Origin of the sequence: Pseudomonas sp. HY13-MNA-CIBAN-0226 (assembly GCF_040310305.1) — a bacterium.
In the GTDB taxonomy this organism is placed as follows: Bacteria; Pseudomonadota; Gammaproteobacteria; order Pseudomonadales; family Pseudomonadaceae; genus Aquipseudomonas; species Aquipseudomonas gregormendelii.
Genome location: NZ_JBEOPS010000011.1, coordinates 21650 through 41973 on the forward strand (window position 1 = coordinate 21650; position 20324 = coordinate 41973).

General features: G+C 59.4%; 22 protein-coding genes. 14 read left to right on the forward strand and 8 right to left on the reverse strand.

The genetic code is table 11. The features are described 5' to 3' along the window. Positions 1 to 8: 8 nt before the first annotated feature. Positions 9 to 554 carry a gamma carbonic anhydrase family protein gene (locus AAEZ05_RS13655; RefSeq protein ID WP_350647748.1) on the reverse strand — a complete coding sequence of 182 codons (546 nt, stop codon included), beginning with the start codon at positions 552 to 554 and terminating at the stop codon, positions 9 to 11. Positions 555 to 616: 62 nt separating this feature from the next. On the opposite strand from AAEZ05_RS13655, the gene prlC reads away from it, so the two are divergent. After that, positions 617 to 2695 carry an oligopeptidase A gene (gene prlC, locus AAEZ05_RS13660; protein ID WP_177328540.1) on the forward strand — a complete coding sequence of 693 codons (2079 nt, stop codon included), beginning with the start codon at positions 617 to 619 and terminating at the stop codon, positions 2693 to 2695. Continuing rightward, positions 2692 to 2979 carry a YheV family putative zinc ribbon protein gene (locus AAEZ05_RS13665; RefSeq protein WP_045059090.1) on the forward strand — a complete coding sequence of 96 codons (288 nt, stop codon included), beginning with the start codon at positions 2692 to 2694 and terminating at the stop codon, positions 2977 to 2979. The genes prlC and AAEZ05_RS13665 overlap by 4 nt, the downstream gene beginning before the upstream one ends. Before the next feature lie 60 nt (positions 2980 to 3039). Here the strand turns inward: AAEZ05_RS13665 and AAEZ05_RS13670 are convergent, their stop codons facing one another. Both AAEZ05_RS13670 and AAEZ05_RS13675 read right to left on the reverse strand, forming a co-directional pair. Further along, a complete protein-coding gene (locus AAEZ05_RS13670; protein ID WP_350647751.1) occupies positions 3040 to 3687 on the reverse strand; it encodes a phosphatase domain-containing protein in 648 nt (215 codons plus the stop codon). Positions 3688 to 3874: 187 nt separating this feature from the next. Beyond that, positions 3875 to 4180 carry a hypothetical protein gene (locus AAEZ05_RS13675; protein ID WP_350647753.1) on the reverse strand — a complete coding sequence of 102 codons (306 nt, stop codon included), beginning with the start codon at positions 4178 to 4180 and terminating at the stop codon, positions 3875 to 3877. Positions 4181 to 4379: 199 nt separating this feature from the next. Between AAEZ05_RS13675 and AAEZ05_RS13680 the strand changes: the two genes are divergently transcribed. The 3 genes from AAEZ05_RS13680 to AAEZ05_RS13690 all read left to right on the forward strand — a co-directional run bounded on the left by AAEZ05_RS13680 (position 4380) and on the right by AAEZ05_RS13690 (position 8029). Continuing rightward, the gene (locus tag AAEZ05_RS13680) at positions 4380 to 5438 is read left to right on the forward strand and encodes a PA0069 family radical SAM protein (protein WP_350647755.1); all 1059 of its coding nucleotides are present in this window, start codon (positions 4380 to 4382) and stop codon (positions 5436 to 5438) included. Positions 5439 to 5680: 242 nt separating this feature from the next. Continuing rightward, positions 5681 to 6412, forward strand: coding sequence for a carbonic anhydrase (locus tag AAEZ05_RS13685; RefSeq protein ID WP_045059094.1), 732 nt, complete (start codon positions 5681 to 5683; stop codon positions 6410 to 6412). Between the two features lie 87 nt (positions 6413 to 6499). Then, entirely contained in the window at positions 6500 to 8029 is a 1530-nt protein-coding gene (locus AAEZ05_RS13690; RefSeq protein ID WP_350647757.1) for a SulP family inorganic anion transporter, read from the forward strand. 92 nt (positions 8030 to 8121) lie between these two features. Here the strand turns inward: AAEZ05_RS13690 and AAEZ05_RS13695 are convergent, their stop codons facing one another. Continuing rightward, the gene (locus tag AAEZ05_RS13695) at positions 8122 to 8772 is read right to left on the reverse strand and encodes a hypothetical protein (protein WP_045059096.1); all 651 of its coding nucleotides are present in this window, start codon (positions 8770 to 8772) and stop codon (positions 8122 to 8124) included. A 368-nt stretch (positions 8773 to 9140) separates the two neighbouring features. Here AAEZ05_RS13695 and coxB point away from each other — a divergent pair, with 368 nt between their 5' ends. From coxB to AAEZ05_RS13715, 4 genes are all read left to right on the forward strand, one after another. Then, on the forward strand, positions 9141 to 10268 hold the full coding sequence (coxB, locus tag AAEZ05_RS13700) for a cytochrome c oxidase subunit II (protein ID WP_045059097.1): 1128 nt from the start codon (positions 9141 to 9143) through the stop codon (positions 10266 to 10268). Between the two features lie 82 nt (positions 10269 to 10350). Continuing rightward, a complete protein-coding gene (ctaD, locus tag AAEZ05_RS13705) occupies positions 10351 to 11937 on the forward strand; it encodes a cytochrome c oxidase subunit I (RefSeq protein WP_045059098.1) in 1587 nt (528 codons plus the stop codon). A 78-nt stretch (positions 11938 to 12015) separates the two neighbouring features. Further along, positions 12016 to 12567 carry a cytochrome c oxidase assembly protein gene (locus AAEZ05_RS13710; protein ID WP_045059099.1) on the forward strand — a complete coding sequence of 184 codons (552 nt, stop codon included), beginning with the start codon at positions 12016 to 12018 and terminating at the stop codon, positions 12565 to 12567. Between the two features lie 25 nt (positions 12568 to 12592). After that, positions 12593 to 13480 carry a cytochrome c oxidase subunit 3 gene (locus AAEZ05_RS13715; protein ID WP_205891833.1) on the forward strand — a complete coding sequence of 296 codons (888 nt, stop codon included), beginning with the start codon at positions 12593 to 12595 and terminating at the stop codon, positions 13478 to 13480. A gap of 4 nt (positions 13481 to 13484) precedes the next feature. Here the strand turns inward: AAEZ05_RS13715 and AAEZ05_RS13720 are convergent, their stop codons facing one another. Beyond that, positions 13485 to 13688, reverse strand: coding sequence for a twin transmembrane helix small protein (locus tag AAEZ05_RS13720; protein ID WP_008064738.1), 204 nt, complete (start codon positions 13686 to 13688; stop codon positions 13485 to 13487). A gap of 70 nt (positions 13689 to 13758) precedes the next feature. Between AAEZ05_RS13720 and AAEZ05_RS13725 the strand changes: the two genes are divergently transcribed. Genes AAEZ05_RS13725 through AAEZ05_RS13745 form a run of 5 tightly spaced genes read left to right on the forward strand, consistent with a single transcriptional unit; the run spans position 13759 to position 17667 of the window. After that, positions 13759 to 14499, forward strand: a complete 741-nt coding sequence (locus AAEZ05_RS13725; RefSeq protein WP_045059101.1) for an SURF1 family protein — start codon at positions 13759 to 13761, stop codon at positions 14497 to 14499. Then, on the forward strand, positions 14465 to 15058 hold the full coding sequence (locus AAEZ05_RS13730) for a PA_0111/PP_0108 family redox-active disulfide protein (protein WP_045059133.1): 594 nt from the start codon (positions 14465 to 14467) through the stop codon (positions 15056 to 15058). The genes AAEZ05_RS13725 and AAEZ05_RS13730 overlap by 35 nt, the downstream gene beginning before the upstream one ends. A 10-nt stretch (positions 15059 to 15068) precedes the next feature. Next, positions 15069 to 16148: a COX15/CtaA family protein gene (locus AAEZ05_RS13735; RefSeq protein ID WP_045059102.1), complete on the forward strand. Its 1080-nt coding sequence runs from the start codon at positions 15069 to 15071 to the stop codon at positions 16146 to 16148. Beyond that, positions 16136 to 17035, forward strand: a complete 900-nt coding sequence (gene cyoE / locus AAEZ05_RS13740; RefSeq protein ID WP_045059103.1) for a heme o synthase — start codon at positions 16136 to 16138, stop codon at positions 17033 to 17035. Before AAEZ05_RS13735 ends, cyoE begins: the two co-directional genes overlap by 13 nt. Next, positions 17032 to 17667: an SCO family protein gene (locus tag AAEZ05_RS13745; RefSeq protein WP_045059104.1), complete on the forward strand. Its 636-nt coding sequence runs from the start codon at positions 17032 to 17034 to the stop codon at positions 17665 to 17667. Before cyoE ends, AAEZ05_RS13745 begins: the two co-directional genes overlap by 4 nt. A 115-nt stretch (positions 17668 to 17782) precedes the next feature. On the opposite strand, the gene AAEZ05_RS13750 is transcribed toward AAEZ05_RS13745, so the two are convergent. The 3 genes from AAEZ05_RS13750 to AAEZ05_RS13760 all read right to left on the reverse strand — a co-directional run bounded on the left by AAEZ05_RS13750 (position 17783) and on the right by AAEZ05_RS13760 (position 20314). Continuing rightward, positions 17783 to 18553, reverse strand: coding sequence for a MetQ/NlpA family ABC transporter substrate-binding protein (locus tag AAEZ05_RS13750; protein WP_350647759.1), 771 nt, complete (start codon positions 18551 to 18553; stop codon positions 17783 to 17785). A 79-nt stretch (positions 18554 to 18632) separates the two neighbouring features. Continuing rightward, positions 18633 to 19307, reverse strand: coding sequence for a methionine ABC transporter permease (locus AAEZ05_RS13755; RefSeq protein WP_045059106.1), 675 nt, complete (start codon positions 19305 to 19307; stop codon positions 18633 to 18635). Further along, positions 19307 to 20314, reverse strand: a complete 1008-nt coding sequence (locus tag AAEZ05_RS13760; RefSeq protein WP_045059107.1) for a methionine ABC transporter ATP-binding protein — start codon at positions 20312 to 20314, stop codon at positions 19307 to 19309. Before AAEZ05_RS13760 ends, AAEZ05_RS13755 begins: the two co-directional genes overlap by 1 nt. Positions 20315 to 20324: the final 10 nt, after the last annotated feature.

Genomic DNA, 20324 nt, shown 5'->3' on the forward strand with positions numbered 1-20324 from the left:
GTGCCGGGTCAGAGCTGGTCGTAGCCTTCAGCCAGGTGCAGGTCCTTGAGCTTCACGTAGTTCGCCGCGCTGTAGGTGAAAAAAGCGCGCTCCTTGTCAGTCAGCTCACGAACCTGCTTCACCGGGCTGCCGACATACAGAAAACCGCTTTCCAGGCGTTTTCCCGGAGGCACCAGGCTGCCTGCGCCGATGATCACATCATCGGCGACCACCGCGCCGTCCATGACAATACTGCCCATGCCAATCAACACCCGGCTGCCCACACTGCACCCGTGAAGCATGACCTTGTGGGCGATGGTCACGTCGTCGCCGATCAGCAACGGGAAGCCATCAGGATTAAACGGGCCGGCATGGGTGATGTGCAGCACGCAGCCATCCTGGACGCTGGTACGCGCACCAATGCGGATGCGGTGCATGTCGCCACGAATCACCGTGAGCGGCCAGACGGAACTGTCTTCGCCGATTTCGACGTCACCGATAACCACCGCCGAACTGTCGACAAAAGCGCCCCTGCCCAGTGATGGCGTGTGGTTCTGATACTTGCGAAGCGTCACGATAGGCTCTCTCTCTGTTGCTGATAGCTGCGGTCGGCGTCGATTGTAATTAAGATGGGGCAATGTTTCTTCCAGCCAAGGTGCCAACCGTGAGCGTGAACAACCCTCTTTTGCAGTCCTACGACCTCCCGCCGTTCTCCGCGATCCGTGCCGAGCACGTGCAACCGGCCATTGAACAGATCCTGGCGGATAACCGCGCCGCCATTATCGAGATCCTCAAGACCCAGGGCAAACAACCGACCTGGGTCGGCCTGGTGTTGGCGATGGACGAATTGAACGATCGCCTGGGCGCCGCCTGGAGCCCTGTCAGCCACCTGAATGCGGTGTGCAACAGCGCTGAATTGCGCGAAGCCTACGAATCCTGCCTGCCAGCCTTGAGCGCCTACTCCACCGAGATGGGCCAGAATCGCGAGTTGTTCCAGGCCTTCGAAGCCCTGGCCAACAGCCCGGAAGCTGAAGGATTTGACGTTGCGCAGAAAACTATCCTGGAACACTCGCTGCGCGACTTCCGTCTGTCGGGCATCGACCTGCCCGAAGCCGAGCAGAAGCGTTACGCTGATGTACAGAGCAAGCTGTCGGAGCTGGGCAGCCGCTTCTCAAACCAGTTGCTCGACGCCACCCAGGCGTGGACCAAGCACGTCACCGATGAGGCCAAACTGGCCGGCCTGACGGATTCCGCCAAGGCGCAGATGGCCGCCGCCGCGCAGGCCAAGGGGCTGGATGGCTGGTTGATCAGCCTGGAATTCCCGAGCTACTACGCGGTGATGACCTACGCCCACGACCGCGCCCTGCGTGAAGAAGTCTACGCCGCCTACTGCACCCGTGCTTCGGACCAGGGCCCGAATGCTGGCCAGAATGATAACGGCCCGGTCATGGAAGAAATCCTCGACCTGCGCCAGGAGCTCGCCAAACTGCTGGGCTTCGCCAGCTTTTCAGAACTGAGCCTGGCCACCAAAATGGCCGAGTCCAGCGACCAGGTAATCAGCTTCCTGCGCGACCTGGCCAAGCGCAGCAAGCCTTTCGCTGCCCAGGACCTCGAACAGCTCAAGGCCTACGCCGCCGAACAAGGCTGCCCGGACCTGCAAAGCTGGGACAGCGGTTTCTATGGGGAAAAACTGCGCGAACAACGTTACAGCGTTGCCCAGGAAACACTTCGCGCCTATTTCCCGATCGACAAAGTACTCAGCGGGTTGTTCGCAATCGTGCAGCGCCTATACGGTATCGAGATCGCCGAGCAGAAAGGTTTCGACACCTGGCACCCGGATGTACGCCTGTTCGAAATCAAGGAAAATGGTCAGCACGTGGGCCGGTTCTTCTTCGACCTGTATGCCCGCGCCAACAAGCGCGGCGGAGCCTGGATGGACGGTGCCCGTGATCGTCGTCGCACCGCTGACGGTTTGCTACAGAATCCCGTGGCCAACCTGGTGTGCAACTTCACGCCAGCCGACAGTGGCAAACCAGCCCTGTTGACCCACGATGAAGTGACCACGCTGTTCCACGAATTCGGCCACGGTCTGCACCACCTGCTGACCCGCGTCGAACACGCCGGCGTATCCGGCATCAACGGTGTGGCCTGGGATGCGGTCGAACTGCCAAGCCAGTTCATGGAGAACTGGTGCTGGGAGCCCCAAGGGCTGGCATTAATCTCGGGTCACTACGAGACCGGCGAACCGCTGCCTCAGGACCTGCTGGAAAAAATGCTGGCCGCGAAAAACTTCCAGTCCGGGCTGATGATGGTCCGTCAACTGGAGTTCTCGCTGTTCGATTTCGAGCTGCACGCCACCCACGGTGATGGCCGCAGCGTACTGCAAGTACTCGAAGGGGTGCGTGACGAAGTCTCGGTGATGCGTCCACCGGCCTACAACCGCTTCCCCAACAGCTTCGCGCACATCTTCGCCGGCGGATACGCGGCGGGTTACTACAGCTACAAGTGGGCTGAAGTGTTGTCCGCCGACGCTTTCTCCAAATTTGAAGAAGACGGCGTACTCAATGAACAAACCGGTCGCGCCTTCCGCGAGGCGATCCTGGCACGCGGCGGTTCCCAGGAGCCTATGGTGCTGTTCGTCGACTTCCGTGGCCGTGAGCCATCGATTGACGCACTCTTGCGCCACAGCGGCCTGAGTGAGGACGCAGCAGCATGAGCGAGGGGCCTGTGATTACCAAGAGACGCTTCATCGCCGGCGCAGTTTGCCCGGCTTGTAGCGAGCCGGACAAGCTGATGATGTGGAGCGAAAACGACGTTCCCCATCGAGAATGTGTGGCCTGCGGTTATGCCGACACCCTCAATGAACAAGGCTTGTCAGTGCCCAGGGAATTGGGCACTCGGGTCAACACTTCAGCACTGAAAGTCGCGGACGCGAAAGTTCAGGCGGTGCAGTTTTTCCCGAATCCAAAATTGAAAAAGAAGCCTGACGAGCAACAGTGAGTTACCGCCACCCTTTACCCGTGAATGGGAATGGGGTGGCACTGCTCCCCCAGCGCGCGTTTATTCTACATTTGCCGACTTGAGCCAACTCTTCATCGAGCAAGCAGCGAAAGGGCTGGTGCTGCAATCACCATTGGCCAATGCCGTACGCAGTTTGCCAGTATCGGCCTGCAGGATGTAACGCACACCATCGCGGTAATGGGAATTGTCTCCGAAGCCGCCTTGGGTCATTTCATCCAGGGCCTCCTCCTTGCTCCACCCCTGGATGACGACTCGATACATCGCCGCCATCAAACCGGTGCGATCGGAGCCATGCTTGCAGTGCATCAGCACAGACCCCTTGCTTTCTGCATCGCGGATAGTTCGAAGCACCTTAAGTACATCCGCATCATCGACGTGATTAGTCCGATACGGCAGTTGTACCTGGGTGACTCCAGGTGACGACAACCAGCCCAAATCTGGCTCGGGCAGAAAGTTAATGACCGTGGCTACCTTGAGCCGTCCCAGTAGAGGCACTGCCTCTCGATCTGGCAACGCGCTTCGGTATAGCGTCGGCGTCATCTGAAACAGGTTGTACCGAATTTCCACCGGTTGCGCCCATTCTTCCGGACGCGTCGACCCCGTGTCTTCGGCATGAGCGTAGGAGAAACCGAAAATTGCGACCAGAAAGCATAAAAATGCAGCAGGTGAAAAACTGGGTAGGAACATGCTCGAACGACCATGGGGCAGATGTGGATAATTGACCACAGTTTCACTGCCGACCAGTCAATGATGTGTGAGGCATTTGTCAAAGAACCGTGAATTAAAAAAACGGCGCAAGGATTCGCGCCGAAAGTCAGGGAACCCGCTCGACAAGTATTCGTTTTTAAATAGTTAGAACAGCGTAATGCTTACATCAGGGGTTAACGATTTTTGAATACGCTTTAGCCAATGCCAGAAGAATGGCCTTGTCCTGAGGGTCGAAATCGCCGTCGCCATCCAGATCGCAGTGGGCTGGGCCCATGGTGAAGGTTATCCCGCCATCGTTCGATACGGCTTCACGCTGGATGCACTTCAAGAGGTAATCGATTCTATCGCCATTTACGGGATGATAGCCCTCCTCCTTTGTCGCGAATTGCATGGACACCCGCACTTCCATCGGACTAACGGCTGAAGGCCTCAGCAATTGAAGAAAGATGCCGCGCTGATTGTAGAAAGACATTTATTAAATCCTTTTAATAATTGGGGTCTGAACACTTCCGTGGACCAGGAGCATACTGAAAGTTCTGATGAACACGCCAGCCGCGATATATTTCTCAAGATGACCTGCCCCCCTCAATCATAGCCAGGCGCCCAATGGCACTGGTCGAACGCGCCATCGCCATGTACTGTATGGACATACAGCTCAAGAGACGTTTTCGATGGCTACTCCACTTCCGCCGCGTGGCCGGGGCACCGCCACCAACCCGCACAATCGTTTCGCACCGAACCGTTCGATAGCCGAGGACGACGGTTGGTACCAGGAAGTACCGCTCACCCAAGGCACGGAAGTACGCTTCGAAACGGCGAAGACCATCATCACCCGTAACAACTCCCCAGACCTGCCTTTCGATCGCTCGATCAACCCTTACCGCGGGTGTGAACACGGTTGCATTTACTGCTATGCCCGGCCCAGCCATGCGTATTGGGACATGTCGCCCGGACTCGATTTCGAAACCCGGCTGATCGCCAAGACCAATGCCGCCGACGTGCTGGAAGAGCAGCTGTCACGACGGGGCTATCAGTGCGCCCCCATCAACCTGGGTTCCAACACCGACCCGTACCAGCCGATCGAACGCGAACACGGGATTACCCGCAAAACCCTGGAAGTTTTGCTGCGCTACCGCCATCCGGTCACCATCATCACCAAGGGTTCGCTGATTCTTCGAGACCTGGACCTGCTGACCGAACTCGCCCGGCAGCGGCTGGTGGCGGTGATGATCAGCCTGACCACGCTGGACGATGAGCTCAAGCGCATTCTCGAGCCACGCGCCGCAGCACCGAAGGCCCGGCTGCGGGCAATCCGCGTGATGCGTGACGCCGGTATTCCTGTAGGGGTGCTGTGTTCGCCGATGATTCCAATGATCAACGACAGCGAACTCGAAAGCCTGCTTACCGAAGCGCAGGCAGCCGGTGCCCAGAGTGCAGCCTACATGATGTTGCGCCTGCCTCTGGAGGTGGCACCTTTATTCGAGGAATGGCTGGCCGCGCATTATCCTCAGCGAGCTGCGCATGTATTGAGCCTGATCCGCCAAAGCCGTGGAGGGGAGCTGTACGACAGTCGATTCGGCGCTCGAATGCGCGGCGAAGGCCCCTTTGCCGACTTGCTGGCGCAGCGCTTCGCCAAGACCATCAAACGCCTGGGGCTCAATCGTCGGGAAGGTTTTGATCTGGACTGCAGTGCCTTCTGTCCCCCGGGTCGCCAAATGTCGCTGATTTAGGGAGAATTAGCCTATTGTTGAAGCGGCACAAAGCATGTGGCCACCACACCAGTCACGTTTTTTGTGACCTGGAACACATGTTCTAGAGCGGTTGATTCAGTTTGAGTTAAGTTTCGCGGGCTACCTTGTTCATCGAGTGACTGACGGGTCGAGATTTCTTGGCCTGGATGTTTTTAACAGCCACTGGCTTCACATCGGACAACACGGGACAATTCCCCCACTCCGCCCAAGAGGATGAATTTATGAGTGACAAGGATAAACAGCCGCTGGCTGCGTCGGCTTCCGCCCAACCCGAAGCGGAGTCTGCCGATGCAGCGCTGCAGCATATCGTTGATGGCTTCTTGCATTTTCATCACGACGTCTTCCCCCAGCAGGAAGAACTCTTCAAAAAGCTCGCGACGGCACAAAGTCCCCGGGCAATGTTCATCGCTTGCGCCGACTCGCGCATCGTTCCTGAACTGATTACTCAAAGCGCGCCCGGCGATCTGTTTGTGACCCGTAACGTAGGCAACGTCGTGCCACCTTATGGGCAAATGAACGGCGGCGTTTCCACTGCCATCGAATATGCGGTACTGGCGCTGGGTGTACAGCACATCATCATCTGCGGACATTCCGACTGCGGCGCCATGCGCGCAGTGTTGAACCCCGATAGCCTGGAAAAAATGCCGACGGTCAAAGCCTGGCTGCGGCACGCAGAAGTGGCGAAAACCATGGTTCATGAGAACTGCAACTGCGCCGACGAAAACGAAAGCATGCATGTCCTCACTGAAGAGAACGTGATCGCGCAACTCCAGCACCTGCGCACGCACCCATCCGTGGCTTCGCGCATGGCCAACGGCCAACTGTTCATCCATGGCTGGGTCTACAACATCGAAACCAGCGAAATAAAAGCTTACGACGCGGACAAAGGTTGTTTCCTGCCATTGGATGGCAGCCATCCGATCCCCGTGGCGACGCCCAAAGCGCGCTTCTAACGCCTCCTAAACCCCTGTGTAGCAAAGCCGGCCGCTGAATAAGCAGCCTGGCTTTGCCACGCCTGAAGAAATGTCGGGAGAATCAACATGCGTGCTGCGCAACTCAAAGCTGCACTGCCGCGGGAGCTGCTGGCTTCGGTAATCGTATTTCTGGTGGCCCTGCCCTTGTGCATGGGTATCGCCATCGCTTCCGGCCTGCCACCCGCCAAAGGCCTGATCACCGGGATCATCGGCGGCCTGGTTGTAGGCTGGCTCGCCGGCTCCCCCTTGCAAGTCAGCGGTCCTGCCGCCGGGCTTGCGGTACTCGTCTTCGAACTCGTGCGTCAGCATGGTATTGCCATGCTGGGGCCGATCCTGCTCTTAGCGGGTTTCCTGCAACTGGTGGCCGGTCGGTTGAAACTGGGCTGCTGGTTTCGGGTGACGGCACCCGCCGTGGTCTACGGCATGCTCGCAGGCATTGGCGTGCTGATCGTATTGTCCCAAGTGCATGTGATGCTCGACGCCGTGCCCAAACCTTCCGGCCTGGACAACCTGGCCACCTTCCCCGCAGCCGTTGCGCAAGCTTTGCCATCGGTGGGCTGGCAGGCTGGTTTGCTCGGCCTGGGGACGATTGCAGTGATGTGGCTGTGGGAAAAATTTCGTCCGCACTCACTGCGCTTCATACCTGGCGCCTTGCTCGGTGTAGGGCTGGCAACCGGGGCCAGCCTGGTGTTGGCCTTGCAGGTCAAACGAGTGGAAGTCCCGGCTAACCTCGCGGAAGCGATCGACTGGCTGAAGCCGGCGGACTTGCTCAACCTGGCCGACCCCACCCTGCTGATCGCCGCGTTTGCCGTGGCATTTATCGCCAGCGCCGAAACCTTGCTCTCCGCCGCCGCCGTCGACCGCATGCACAGTGGCCAGCGCTCTGACTTCGATCGGGAGCTGTCTGCCCAAGGTGTGGGCAACATGCTCTGCGGCCTGCTGGGTGCGTTGCCAATGACCGGCGTGATCGTGCGGAGCTCGGCCAACGTGCAAGCCGGCGCGACCACGCGATTGTCGACGATTTTCCACGGGCTATGGTTGCTGGCTTTCGTCCTGTTGCTCTCCAGTGTGCTGCAGAGCATTCCGGTAGCGAGCCTGGCGGGCGTTCTGGTTTACACCGGTTTCAAACTGGTCGACCTCAAGGCGTTTCGCGGCCTGGGGCGTTACGGCAGGATGCCGATGTTCACCTATGCGGCGACCGCATTGGCGATTGTCTTCACCGACCTGCTGACCGGCGTGTTGATCGGCTTTGGCCTGACGCTGGCGAAGCTGGCGTGGAAAGCTTCGCGCTTGAAGATCAGCCTGATCGACCTGCCTGCCGATGGCGAGATGGAGTTGCGCTTGAGCGGTGCCGCGACCTTTCTGAAGGTACCGGCGCTGACGCAGGTGCTGGGGACTATCCCGCCGGGCGCGACTGTGCACGTGCCGCTCAATAACCTGAGCTACATCGATCACTCGTGCCTGGAACTGCTCGAAGAGTGGGGACGAGCCAATGCGGCGAAGGGTTCGAAGCTGCTGATCGAGGCGCGTGGGTTGAAGCGCAGGCTGGAAGGGCGTTTACGGACCACTACTGGCGTAGGGTCTGCAGGGGTCTAAAGCAAAAGATCGCAGCCTTCGGCAGCTCCTACATTGGACCTGTGTGCATTCCGTAGGAGCTGCCGGAGGCTGCGATCTTTCAAGTATTACGGTTAAGCCGCAGGCTGATCCAGGTCCAGGCCCACGCCTAACCGGCGCGACATGCACGGCCAGCGTTTCCACGCGGCGCCAGTGTGCGGGCTGCTGAGCTTCTCGCGATAGGCTTCAACCGACTCCAGTGCAAAACTCTGGTCGTCGAGCATTTCGTCGAGCGCGTGATGCACGGCCTCGTCCAGCTGGTTGGCAAATTCCTCACCGATCAACTGGTGGGCGATCAGGTTGGCAACAGTCATGTCCAATGGGATCAAGGGCTGGCCAAGATGCTTGATGTACAGGTCATTGACCTCTTCGACAAAGCGATGTGCCAGGTACGCTTCATCCAGCAGGCTGTCGAGCCCGATGTGGCCGGCCATGATGGCGGGCGGCTGGAGGAAATACTGCTCGGCGATTTTCAACACTGGGGTGATCTGCGACTGGATACCCGCTTCCTTGGCCACTTCGTTGGCTGCATCCAGCAGGTCAGGCACCTCGTCAATGTAGGCCGCAACAAAACGAGTGAGCACACCCTTGGCGTCCGTCTCCGGCAGCTGGATGGACGGGTGCAGATGTGGCAGTTTGCTTTCCAGCTGACGAGTCAGCAAGCCAGTCTCGGCTTCGTGCTGTTGGGCTTTTTGGATCTGCTCGCGCAATGCGGCGGTGTTCATGAAAACTCCAGGAAACAAGGCAAAGAAATAGGGAAGACATAACTTAGCTGGCGCAGGAAAATTCTTCAGACGCATTTGTCATAATTATTTCACCCTTAAGACATCAAAGTTATATCCATTTGCCACCACTCGTCTGCATCCTTCTCCATTCGTGCCCTTGAGCGCAAGTGCGTCCTGTCACGGTTCATTTACCCCATCGCATTGCGAGGTCTCAGTCGCTGTCTATACTCGGGTTGGAATGGAGTTAGCTGATGACGCCCGACTGCACACGCAGCAAGGCCCGGCAATCAAGTTCGTAGTCTGAAAAGCCGCTCCCTTGCCACTGGTGAAAGCCGGCGGGATAACAAGAACGATAAGGGGAACCCGCAATGATGCGACATCCACACGTCTGGATGGGCCTCCTGTTGTGGTCGATTTTCAGTCAGGCGCAAGCGGCCTGGACTGTGAATATGGCGCCTGGAGCGACTGAAATCAGTCACGCAGTATTTGACCTGCACATGACCATTTTCTGGATTTGTGTAGTGATCGGCATCATCGTCTTCGGCGCCATGTTCTGGTCGATGATCCTCCACCGCCGCTCAACCGGGCAGGTGGCCGCAAAATTTCATGAAAGTACGACCGTAGAAATCCTCTGGACCATCGTGCCCTTCCTGATCCTGGTAGCCATGGCGGTTCCCGCGACTGCAACCCTGATCAAGATGTACGACACCAGTGAGCCGGATATCGATATCCAGGTCACAGGTTATCAGTGGAAGTGGCATTACAAATACCTGGGCCAGGACGTCGAGTTCTTCAGCAACCTGGCCACCCCCGCCGAGCAGATCCACAACAAGGAAACCAAGGGCGAGCACTATTTGCTCGAAGTCGACAAGCCGCTGGTGCTGCCGATTGGCGCCAAGGTGCGTTTCCTGGTGACCTCCGCCGACGTTATCCACTCCTGGTGGGTGCCCGCCTTTGCGGTCAAGCGCGATGCCATTCCCGGTTTCGTCAACGAAGCCTGGACACGCGTCGACAAGCCCGGCATCTACCGCGGTCAGTGCGCCGAGCTGTGCGGCAAGGACCACGGTTTCATGCCGATCGTGGTCGAGGTCAAGGAAAAGGCCGACTATGAAAAATGGCTGGGCGAACGCAAGGCTGAAGCGGCGCAGCTCAAGGAGCTGACCAGCAAGGAATGGACGCTCGACGAACTCAAGGAACGCGGTGACAAGGTCTATCACACCACCTGCGTAGCCTGTCACCAGGCCGAAGGCCAGGGCCTGCCGCCAATGTTCCCGGCACTCAAAGGCTCGAAAATCGCCACCGGACCGAAAGAAGGGCACTTGGGCATTGTCTTCCACGGCAAACCAGGCACCGCCATGGCAGCGTTCGGCAAGCAGCTCTCGGAAGTCGACATAGCAGCGGTCGTGACTTACGAGCGTAACGCCTGGGGCAACAATAAAGGCGACATGGTCACGCCAAAAGAAGTGCTGGAGCTGAAACAGGCGGAAAGCAAATGACCCGGTCTATTGCGTACCCAAGGAACCGGTCGGGGCAGCGTGCCCCGGCCTGCCCAGCCCATCTGTTTGCAGGAGACACGCCATGAGCGCCGTCATCGATGACCATGGTCATGCCGACCACGCCCACGGCCCCGCCAAAGGCCTGATGCGCTGGGTGCTGACCACCAACCACAAGGACATCGGCACACTGTACCTGTGGTTCGCGTTTTCCATGTTCCTGCTTGGCGGTTCGTTCGCGATGGTGATTCGCGCCGAGCTGTTCCAGCCGGGGCTGCAAATCGTCGAACCGGCCTTCTTTAATCAGATGACCACCATGCACGGCCTGGTGATGGTCTTCGGTGCGGTGATGCCGGCATTCGTTGGGCTGGCCAACTGGATGATCCCGTTGATGATCGGCGCGCCGGATATGGCCCTGCCGCGGATGAACAACTTCAGCTTCTGGCTATTGCCAGCTGCGTTCATCCTGCTGGTATCGACCCTGTTCACGCCCGGCGGCGGGCCTAACTTCGGTTGGACGTTCTACGCCCCGCTGTCGACAACCTATGCACCGGAAAGCGTGACTTTCTTCATCTTTGCCATCCACCTGATGGGGATCAGTTCGATCATGGGCGCGATCAACGTGATCGCCACCATCCTCAACCTGCGCGCTCCAGGCATGACGTTGATGAAAATGCCGCTGTTCGTCTGGACCTGGTTGATTACCGCTTTCCTGCTGATTGCGGTGATGCCGGTACTGGCCGGTTGCGTAACGATGATGCTGATGGACATCCACTTCGGCACCAGTTTCTTCAGTGCGGCCGGGGGCGGTGATCCGGTGTTGTTCCAGCACGTGTTCTGGTTCTTTGGGCACCCCGAGGTGTACATCATGATTCTGCCGGCCTTCGGTGCCGTCAGCTCGATCATCCCGACCTTTTCACGCAAGCCTCTGTTCGGTTACACCTCGATGGTCTACGCCACGGCGAGCATCGCGTTCCTGTCGTTCATCGTCTGGGCGCACCACATGTTCGTGGTCGGCATTCCGCTGGTGGGCGAGTTGTTCTTCATGTACGCCACGCTGCTGATCGCGGTACCGACCGGGGTCAAGGTGTTCAACTGGGCCAGCACCATGTGGCAAGGCTCGCTGACCTTCGAGACGCCGATGTTGTTCGCTGTGGCGTTCGTGATCCTGTTCTCCATTGGCGGCTTCTCCGGCTTGATGCTGGCCATCGCTCCGGCGGACTTCCAGTACCAGGACACCTACTTCGTGGTTGCGCATTTCCACTACGTGCTGGTGCCAGGGGCGATTTTCGGGATCTTCGCCTCGGCTTATTACTGGCTGCCGAAATGGACCGGCCACATGTACGACGAAACCCTCGGCAAGCTGCACTTCTGGCTGTCGTTCATCGGCATGAACATGGCCTTCTTCCCGATGCACTTCGTGGGGCTGGCAGGCATGCCGCGGCGGATTCCGGACTACAACCTGCAGTTCGCCGACTTCAACATGGTGTCGTCGATTGGTGCATTCATGTTCGGCACCACTCAGCTGTTCTTCCTGTTCATCGTGATCAAGACGATTCGCGGCGGCCCGCCAGCACCGGCCAAACCATGGGATGGCGCGGAGGGCCTGGAGTGGAGCATCCCGTCACCGGCGCCTTATCACACCTTCACCACGCCGCCGGAAGTGAAATGAACACCCTCGGCCTTGCACGAATTCCTGTGGGAGCTGGCTTGCCAGCTCCCACAGGGGTCTCGGTATGGAGTTGGAATCATGGCTGACTCGATTTCGATGAAAAAACTGGTCACCCGCCTGCTGATGGTGGTGGTGGCAATGTTCGTCTTCGGGTTTGCCCTGGTGCCCATCTACGACGTGATGTGCAAGGCATTCGGTATCAATGGCAAAACTTCCGGACAGTACGAAGGTGAACAGACGGTGGATCTGTCTCGCCAGGTACGCGTGCAGTTCCTGTCGACCAACTCCGCCGACATGTCCTGGGACTTCTATCCCAAGCACGATGAGTTGACCGCCAACCCTGGCGCCGTGAACGAGATGATCTTCATCGCCCACAACCCTACCGATCGCCCGATGAGCGCCCAGGCCGTGCCCAGCATCGCGCCCAGCGCTGCGGCAGCGTACTTCCACAAAACCGAATGTTTCTGCTTTACCCAGCAAGTGCTGCAGCCCGGTGAACGGATCGAGATGCCGGTACGTTTCATTGTTGACCGTGACATGCCCAAGGATGTGAAGCACCTGACGCTGTCCTACACGCTGTTCGATATCACCGCCCGACATCCCCCGGTAGCTGTAAACACTGGCGGCTGAGCGTGCCCGATAAGGAGAACAATAAATGGCAACTCATGAGCACTATTACGTACCGGCCCAGAGCAAGTGGCCGATCATCGCCACGGTCGGCATGTTCGTCACCGTGTTCGGCCTGGCCACCTGGTTCAACGACCTGAAAGCGGCGCGCCCGGAATCCCACGGCCCGCTGATCTTTTTCGTCGGCGGCCTGCTGGTGGCGTACATGCTGTTCGGCTGGTTCGGTACCGTGATCAAGGAAAGTCGCAGCGGCTTGTACAGCGCGCAGATGGACCGTTCATTTCGTTGGGGCATGAGCTGGTTCATCTTTTCGGAGGTGATGTTTTTCATCGCCTTCTTCGGTGCACTGTTCTACGTGCGCCACGTCTCCGGCCCTGCGCTCGGCGGAGAAGGCGCCAAAGGCATAGCTCACATGCTTTGGCCAAACTTCGAGTTCGTCTGGCCATTGCTGAACAACCCTGACTCGAAACTGTTTCCGCCACCCAAGGAAGTCATCAGCCCATGGGGCCTGCCGTTGCTCAACACGGTGTTGTTGGTGAGTTCCAGCGTGACCGTCACCATCGCCCACCACGCCTTGAAAAAGGGCCATCGCGGCGCGCTGAAGCTCTGGCTGGCGATCACCGTGCTGCTGGGCTGCGCGTTCCTCTTTTTCCAGGCTGAAGAATACATCCACGCTTACAAGGAACTGGGCCTGACACTGGGTTCGGGCATCTACGGCGCGACGTTCTTCATGCTCACGGGGTTCCACGGCGCCCACGTGACCATGGGCACGATAATCCTGTTCGTGATGCTGATGCGGGTGATGCGCGGGCACTTCGACAACGAGCATCAGTTCGGCTTCGAAGCGGCGAGCTGGTACTGGCACTTCGTGGACGTGGTGTGGATCGGTTTGTTCGTCTTCGTCTACGTACTTTGAGGCATCACCAAGGCGCGTGAGACACCAGCTGGCCGCTGAAGAATCCCCAGGCGATCAAGCCGACGGTAATGGCGGCCAGGGCTACACGAACACTCAAGGCAATGACGAGACGGTTCGAGCTGCTGTCGTCCTTGACCAGAAAAAACAGGCCGCTGAACAGGCTGACAACCGTGGCAATCAGCATCAGGACGATGGCTGCTTTGAGCATGGTGAGACTCCAGGGGAAATGCGATGCACTTGAGTATAGCTATCGCGACTACCGACATTCTGGCGACGTCATGAAGCGCTTCCGGCCAGGCATCGTGCCGAGTTTGGTGGTGGCCTTGTTGCTGCCACTGCTGGTCTCGCTCGGTTTCTGGCAACTGAATCGCGGCGCGGAAAAAAGCGCGCTGCTGGACAGTTATGCCGAGCGCCGGCTGGCGGAACCGATGGCCAGCACTGCGTTACAGCACACCGAGGATCCTGCCTTCCGCCGGGTCGTGCTGCGTGGCCAGTTCGATGCCGCGCACAGCCTGCTGCTGGATAACCGCCAACGGGACGGCAAGGTCGGGGTCGAGTTGCTGCAGCCGTTTCAGGATCAAGCCAGCGGCCAATGGCTGCTGGTCAATCGCGGTTGGCTGCCCTGGCCGGACCGGCGCATCCCCGCGCAATTCACCACGCCTGGCGAGGTCTTGACCCTCACCGCCTGGGTCTACGTTGCTCCGGGCGCTACTTTCCAGCTTCACGCCGACCCGGCCACCACCACCTGGCCGCAACTGGTGACAGCGGTGGAACCGGCGAAGCTCTGGGCAGCATTGGAGCGTGATGGTTTCCCTTACGAATTACGTGCAGAACCGGGTCCCGGGATCTACCAGGCCGATTGGCCGGTGGTCGCCATGGGGCCAGAAAAACACATCGCTTATGCCGTGCAGTGGTTCGCCATGTCGATCGCCCTGCTCGGCCTGTTCATCTACCTCGGCTGGCACAACGCAAAGGAGAAACACCATGGGAGCGGCCATGAATCCACCCAGCATGTCTGAAGCGAAGTCGCCGGCAAGTCGGCGCAAAGGGCGTTTGCAGCTGCTGCTGATTCTGCTTGGGGTGATCGGTCCGATGATCCTCGCCACCGGCATGTACAAACTGCAGTTCTGGGTACCGGAGGGGCGCAGTTATCACGGCGAACTCATCGGCAATGGCCAGACCCGCGCCGATCTTGGCGTGCAGGCTCAGGAGCAACGCTGGCAAATGCTGGTGACTGCACCCAAAGACTGCTCGGTTGACTGCCAGCAGCTGGTGTACCTGGCGCGCCAGGTGCAGATCGGCCTCTCCCGCGATGCATCCCGGGCCAGTCACGCCCTGGCCGCCGCGCAGCCGCTCAACAGCGAGTACGAAGCCAAGCTCGCCCGCGAATACCCACAACTGCAACGTTATCCCATGGACCTGACCACGTTCAGCAAGACCACTGGTGACCACGCCGTGCCGCAGCTGTGGATCATCGACCCCCACGGCAACCTGGTGCTGCGCTACGACCCGACCGTCAAGGGCAAGGACCTGCTCAACGACCTGCGCCACCTGCTGAAACTGTCGAACATCGGATAAGGGCATCGTCATGGCCAAACCTGGATTTCGCCTCGCGCTGTTTGCCACCCTGCTGGCACTGATAGTGGTGCTGCTCGGCGCCTATACCCGCCTGACCCACGCCGGCCTTGGCTGTCCGGACTGGCCGGGCTGCTACGGCTTCATCAGCGTGCCAAAAAGCGAGGCCCAGCTGGCCCATGCCGAATTGCATTTCCCCGACACGCCCGTCGAAGCCCATAAAGGCTGGAACGAGATGATCCATCGGTACTTTGCCGGCACCCTTGGGCTGCTGATTGCCGTACTGGCCGGCCGTGCGTGGGTGCATCGTCGGCACCCGGGGCAACCGGTGAAGTTGCCGTTGTTTTTGTTGGCCGTGGTGATCGCCCAGGCCGCGTTCGGCATGTGGACCGTGACGCTAAAGCTCTGGCCGCAAGTGGTCACCGGGCATCTACTCGGCGGCTTTGCCACCTTGAGCCTGTTGTTTCTCCTGACCTTGCGCCTGTCCGGGGTATTGCCCGCACTGACCGTGCCACGACGCCTGCAGCATTGGGCGACGGCTGGCTTGCTGCTGGTGATCGGACAGATCGCCCTTGGAGGCTGGGTCAGTTCGAACTATGCCGCCGTAGCCTGTATCGACTTCCCGACCTGCCACGGGCAATGGCTGCCGCCGGCTGATTTTGCCAACGGCTTTCACCTCACACAGCACATCGGCCCGAACTACCTGGGTGGACAACTGGACAGCGATGCCCGCACCGCGATTCACCTGACCCACCGAATCGGCGCGTTGCTGGTAACGCTTGTATTGCTCGGCCTGGCGTGGCAACTCAAGGTCGTCGGCATGACCCGGCTGGCGGGGCTGGTGCTGGTGGCACTTGCCGCCCAGATCACCCTCGGCATCAGCAACGTGCTGTTCCACCTGCCATTGCCGGTGGCCGTCGCGCATAACGCCGGCGGCGCGGCACTGCTGCTGACGTTGGTGCTGGTCAATTATCACGCGCGAACCAGCCTGGTTCGGGTCAAGCAGCAATTCCCTGCACGCTGGCGGTTCAGCCCGCGTAAACATTCAGCCGGGCCCATAACAATAAAAGGAGAGATGCCATGGCGACTCTGATCGGCGAACGTCACAGCCAGGCGATCTGGCGTGACTATCTGGAGCTGACCAAGCCGAAAGTGGTGGTGCTGATGCTGATCACCTCACTGGTCGGCATGTTCCTCGCGACCCGCGCCGGGGTGCCCTGGACGGTGCTGATCTTCGGTAACCTGGGGATTGCGTTGTGTGCCGGCGGCGCGGCGGCGGTCAACCATGTGGTGGATCGGCGCATTGATGCAGTCATGGCCCGCACACACAAACGGCCCCTGGCCGAAGGACGGGTTTCACCGGCCGCCGCGCTGACCTTTGCCCTGGTGCTGGCCGTGCTCGGCCAGGCCCTGCTGTTGACGTTCACCAACCCGTTGACCGCCTGGCTGACCCTGGCCTCCCTGCTGGGTTACGCGGTGGTCTACACCGGTTTCCTCAAGCGCGCGACTCCACAAAACATCGTCATCGGCGGATTGGCCGGTGCCGCGCCTCCGCTGCTTGGCTGGACCGCTGCGACCGGCCATGTCAGCGCCGAACCGCTGCTGCTGGTCCTGATCATATTCGCCTGGACCCCGCCGCACTTCTGGGCGCTGGCGATTCACCGCAAGGAGGAATACGCCAAGGCCGACATCCCGATGCTGCCCGTGACCCACGGCGAGCACTACACCAAGGTGCACATCCTGCTTTACACCTTCGCGTTGCTGGCCGTCAGCCTGATGCCTTACGTGATCCACATGAGCGGCCTGCTCTACCTGGCCTGCGCGCTCGTCCTGGGCGCGAGGTTCCTGCAATGGGCCGTGGTGCTGTACCGTGGCACTCGGCCGCACGCGGCGATCAACACCTTCAAGTACTCTATCTGGTACTTGTTCCTGCTGTTTATCGCGCTGCTCGTAGACCACTACTTACTGTTGAACCTATGACTCGAACCCAGAAAACCGTCTTCATCCTCGTCGCCCTGATCGCGCTTGTGCTGGGCCTGACCATCAATAAAGTGCTGTCTGGCAAAGGCCAGGGGGACCCGACGGAGTTGATCGACGCCGGCATCATCCTGCTGCCGCAAAGCCGCAACCTGCCGGATCTGACCATGACCGACCAGGATGGCAAGCCGGTTGCGGTCGACGAGTTGAAAGACAAATGGTCACTGCTGTTCTTCGGCTACACCTTCTGCCCGGACATCTGCCCGACCACCCTCGCCCAACTGCGCCAGATCAAGAGTGAGTTGCCGGCGGACGTGGTGGACAAGCTGCAGATCATCCTGGTCAGTGTCGACCCCAATCGCGACACGCCCAAGCAGCTTAAGCAGTACCTGGGCTACTTCGACCCGCAGTTCATCGGCCTGACGCCGACCTCGATCGCCGACCTGCAAAAATTCGCCAATGCGGTGAGCATCCCGTTCATCCCGGCAGATACCACCAAGCCAAACTACACGGTGGATCACAGCGGCAACCTGGCGGTGATTGGCCCGGATGGGACGCAGCGCGGGTTTATTCGGGCGCCGTTGAATAATGTGAAGCTGGTGGCGCAGTTGCCGGTGATGCTCAAACGCCAATAGTTTTTTGAGGCACAAAAAAAGATCGCAGTCTGCGCCAGCTCCTACGGAATCGGGTCGTTACCGATGCTTGTGCAGGAGCTGCCGAAGGCTGCGATCTTGTGTTTTTATCGCTAGATCAGAACGCTGGCAATACCGCGCCTTTGTACTTTTCCAGGATGAAAGCTTTGACTTCAGGGCTGTGCAGGGCCGCGACCAGTTTCTTCATGTCTTCGCTGTCCTTGTCGTCCGGACGGGCCACCAGAATGTTCACGTAGGGCGAGTCGTTGCCTTCGATGACCAGCGCGTCCTTGGACGGATCGAGCTTGGCCTCCAGCGCGTAGTTGGTGTTGATCAGCGCAAGGTCGACCTGGGTCAGCACGCGCGGGATGGTCGCCGCTTCCAGTTCGCGGAATTTCAGGTCCTTGGAATTCTCGGTGATGTCCTTGACGCTCGACAGGATGTTGTTCGAATCCTTCAACTTGATCAGCCCAGCCTTCTGCAGCAGCAACAGGGCGCGACCGCCATTGGTGGCGTCGTTGGGGATTACCACGTTGGCGCCGCCTGGCAAGTCGGCCAGGGTTTTGTGTTTGCTGGAATAGGCGCCCAGTGGTTCCAGGTGCACGCTGGCAATGGCGACCAGGTTGGTGCCCTTGGCCTTGTTGAACTCATCCAGGTATGGCTGGTGCTGGAAGAAGTTGGCGTCCAGGCGCTTCTCGGCCACTTGCACGTTGGGCTGGACATAGTCGGTGAAGACCTTGACCTTCAGGTCCACGCCGTCCTTGGCCAGGGCTGGCTTGATGAATTCGAGAATCTCTGCGTGCGGGACTGGCGTGGCGGCAACGGTCAGGGTGTCCGCCTGGGCAGAGAACGCAGCAACGGCGGCGAACGCGACGAGTAGTTTTTTCATTCAGCTAACTCCATGTGAGGCGCCAGTTATGCGGCGCCTGCCAGCGAATGGCCGGCTCATTTGCAAAAGACGAGAGTATTTATTTCCGGGAAAAATGCACAACCAATTTGTCACCAACGGTTTGCAGCACCTGGACCAGCACCAGCAGCAACACCACAGTCACCACCATCACATCGGTCTGGAAACGTTGATAGCCGAAACGGATCGCCAGGTCACCCAGGCCGCCAGCGCCGACGACACCGGCCATTGCCGTGTAGGACACCAATGTAATCGCTGTCACTGTAATCGCGGCGAAGATGCCCGGGCGGGCTTCCGGCAGCAGGGCATTGGTGATGATCTGCCGAGTGGTCGCACCCATGGCCTGGGTCGCCTCGATGATGCCGCGATCCACTTCACGCAAGGCGGTTTCCACCAGTCGCGCGAAAAACGGCGTGGCGCCCACGACCAGCGGCGGAATCGCACCGCCTACACCCAGGGAGGTGCCGGTGATCAGCACAGTGAACGGAATCATCACGATCAACAGAATGATGAAGGGCAGCGAACGCAGGATGTTCACCACCAGCGACAGCAGGGCGTACAGCCCCTTGGCTTCGAGCAGTTGACGCGGGCTGCACAGGAACAGCAGCACACCCAGCGGCAGGCCCAACAGCACGGTGAACAACAGTGAACCGCCTAGCATCAGCAGCGTGTCGCCAGTGGCCAGCCAGATTTCGAACCAGTCGATGTTGGAGAAGAAACTTGTCAGGGCTTCCATCAGCGCAGCACCTCCATGTGAACGTCAGCCGCGGTGAAGCGGGCAAATGCCGCCTCCATGTCGCCACCGGTGACGGCCAGAGTGAGTTGCCCATAAGGGACGTCTTTGATGCGGTCGATGCGGCCGGCGAGGATGCTGTAGTCCACACCCGTTTCGCGAGCGACAGTACCCAGTAAAGGCGCGTAGGTCGCTTCGCCCTGGAATGTCAGACGCACGATGCGGCCTGGGACATGGGCGAAGTCGTCGCGTTGTTCACCTTCATCGATCTGCTCGTCTTCCTGCACAAAGCGCTTGGTCGTCGGGTGCTTGGGATGCAGGAACACATCGGCAACCGAGCCCTGCTCGACGATCACACCAGAGTCCATCACCGCCACCTGGTCGCAGACCCGACGAATCACGTCCATTTCGTGAGTAATCAGCACGATGGTCAGCTTCAACTCGCGATTGATCTCAGCCAGCAACTGCAGGACCGACGCGGTGGTTTGCGGGTCCAGGGCGCTGGTGGCTTCGTCGCACAACAGGATTTTCGGCTTGGTGGCCAGGGCGCGGGCGATGCCAACGCGCTGCTTCTGCCCACCAGACAACTGAGCCGGGTATTTTTTGGCGTGATCGGACAGCCCGACCCGCGCCAGCAATTCGGCCACGCGCTGGTCGATCTCGCTGCGCGACAGCTCGCCGGCCAGGGTCAGGGGCAGCGCGACGTTATCGGCCACGGTCTTGGAGGCCAGCAGATTGAAGTGCTGGAAAATCATCCCGACCTGTTGGCGGAAGCGTCGCAGGCTGCTGGCGTCGAGCGCAGTGACTTCTTCGCCGTCGACGAAGATCTTGCCGCCAGTGGAATTCTCCAGACGATTGATCAGGCGCAGCAGGGTACTTTTGCCCGCGCCGGAGTGGCCGATCAGGCCAAACACCTGGCCGTTCTCAATCGTCAGACTGGTCGGGTGCAGGGCGGGAATTTCCTTACCGGCGACGCGGTAGGTTTTGTGGACGTTTTGAAACTCGATCACGTAGCGAACC

Coding starts and splice junctions, on each gene's coding strand:
- AAEZ05_RS13680 (WP_350647755.1), top strand. CDS start 4,380: ATGGCTACTCCACTTCCGCCGCGTGGCCGGGGCACCGCCACCAACCCG.
- cyoE (WP_045059103.1), top strand. CDS start 16,136: ATGGCGACTCTGATCGGCGAACGTCACAGCCAGGCGATCTGGCGTGAC.
- AAEZ05_RS13710 (WP_045059099.1), top strand. CDS start 12,016: ATGGCTGACTCGATTTCGATGAAAAAACTGGTCACCCGCCTGCTGATG.
- AAEZ05_RS13715 (WP_205891833.1), top strand. CDS start 12,593: ATGGCAACTCATGAGCACTATTACGTACCGGCCCAGAGCAAGTGGCCG.
- prlC (WP_177328540.1), top strand. CDS start 617: ATGTTTCTTCCAGCCAAGGTGCCAACCGTGAGCGTGAACAACCCTCTT.
- AAEZ05_RS13745 (WP_045059104.1), top strand. CDS start 17,032: ATGACTCGAACCCAGAAAACCGTCTTCATCCTCGTCGCCCTGATCGCG.
- AAEZ05_RS13730 (WP_045059133.1), top strand. CDS start 14,465: ATGGGAGCGGCCATGAATCCACCCAGCATGTCTGAAGCGAAGTCGCCG.
- ctaD (WP_045059098.1), top strand. CDS start 10,351: ATGAGCGCCGTCATCGATGACCATGGTCATGCCGACCACGCCCACGGC.
- AAEZ05_RS13670 (WP_350647751.1), bottom strand. CDS start 3,687: ATGTTCCTACCCAGTTTTTCACCTGCTGCATTTTTATGCTTTCTGGTC.
- AAEZ05_RS13695 (WP_045059096.1), bottom strand. CDS start 8,772: ATGAACACCGCCGCATTGCGCGAGCAGATCCAAAAAGCCCAACAGCAC.
- AAEZ05_RS13755 (WP_045059106.1), bottom strand. CDS start 19,307: ATGGAAGCCCTGACAAGTTTCTTCTCCAACATCGACTGGTTCGAAATC.
- AAEZ05_RS13690 (WP_350647757.1), top strand. CDS start 6,500: ATGCGTGCTGCGCAACTCAAAGCTGCACTGCCGCGGGAGCTGCTGGCT.
- AAEZ05_RS13725 (WP_045059101.1), top strand. CDS start 13,759: ATGAAGCGCTTCCGGCCAGGCATCGTGCCGAGTTTGGTGGTGGCCTTG.
- AAEZ05_RS13675 (WP_350647753.1), bottom strand. CDS start 4,180: ATGTCTTTCTACAATCAGCGCGGCATCTTTCTTCAATTGCTGAGGCCT.
- AAEZ05_RS13750 (WP_350647759.1), bottom strand. CDS start 18,553: ATGAAAAAACTACTCGTCGCGTTCGCCGCCGTTGCTGCGTTCTCTGCC.
- AAEZ05_RS13685 (WP_045059094.1), top strand. CDS start 5,681: ATGAGTGACAAGGATAAACAGCCGCTGGCTGCGTCGGCTTCCGCCCAA.
- AAEZ05_RS13665 (WP_045059090.1), top strand. CDS start 2,692: ATGAGCGAGGGGCCTGTGATTACCAAGAGACGCTTCATCGCCGGCGCA.
- AAEZ05_RS13720 (WP_008064738.1), bottom strand. CDS start 13,688: ATGCTCAAAGCAGCCATCGTCCTGATGCTGATTGCCACGGTTGTCAGC.
- AAEZ05_RS13735 (WP_045059102.1), top strand. CDS start 15,069: ATGGCCAAACCTGGATTTCGCCTCGCGCTGTTTGCCACCCTGCTGGCA.
- coxB (WP_045059097.1), top strand. CDS start 9,141: ATGATGCGACATCCACACGTCTGGATGGGCCTCCTGTTGTGGTCGATT.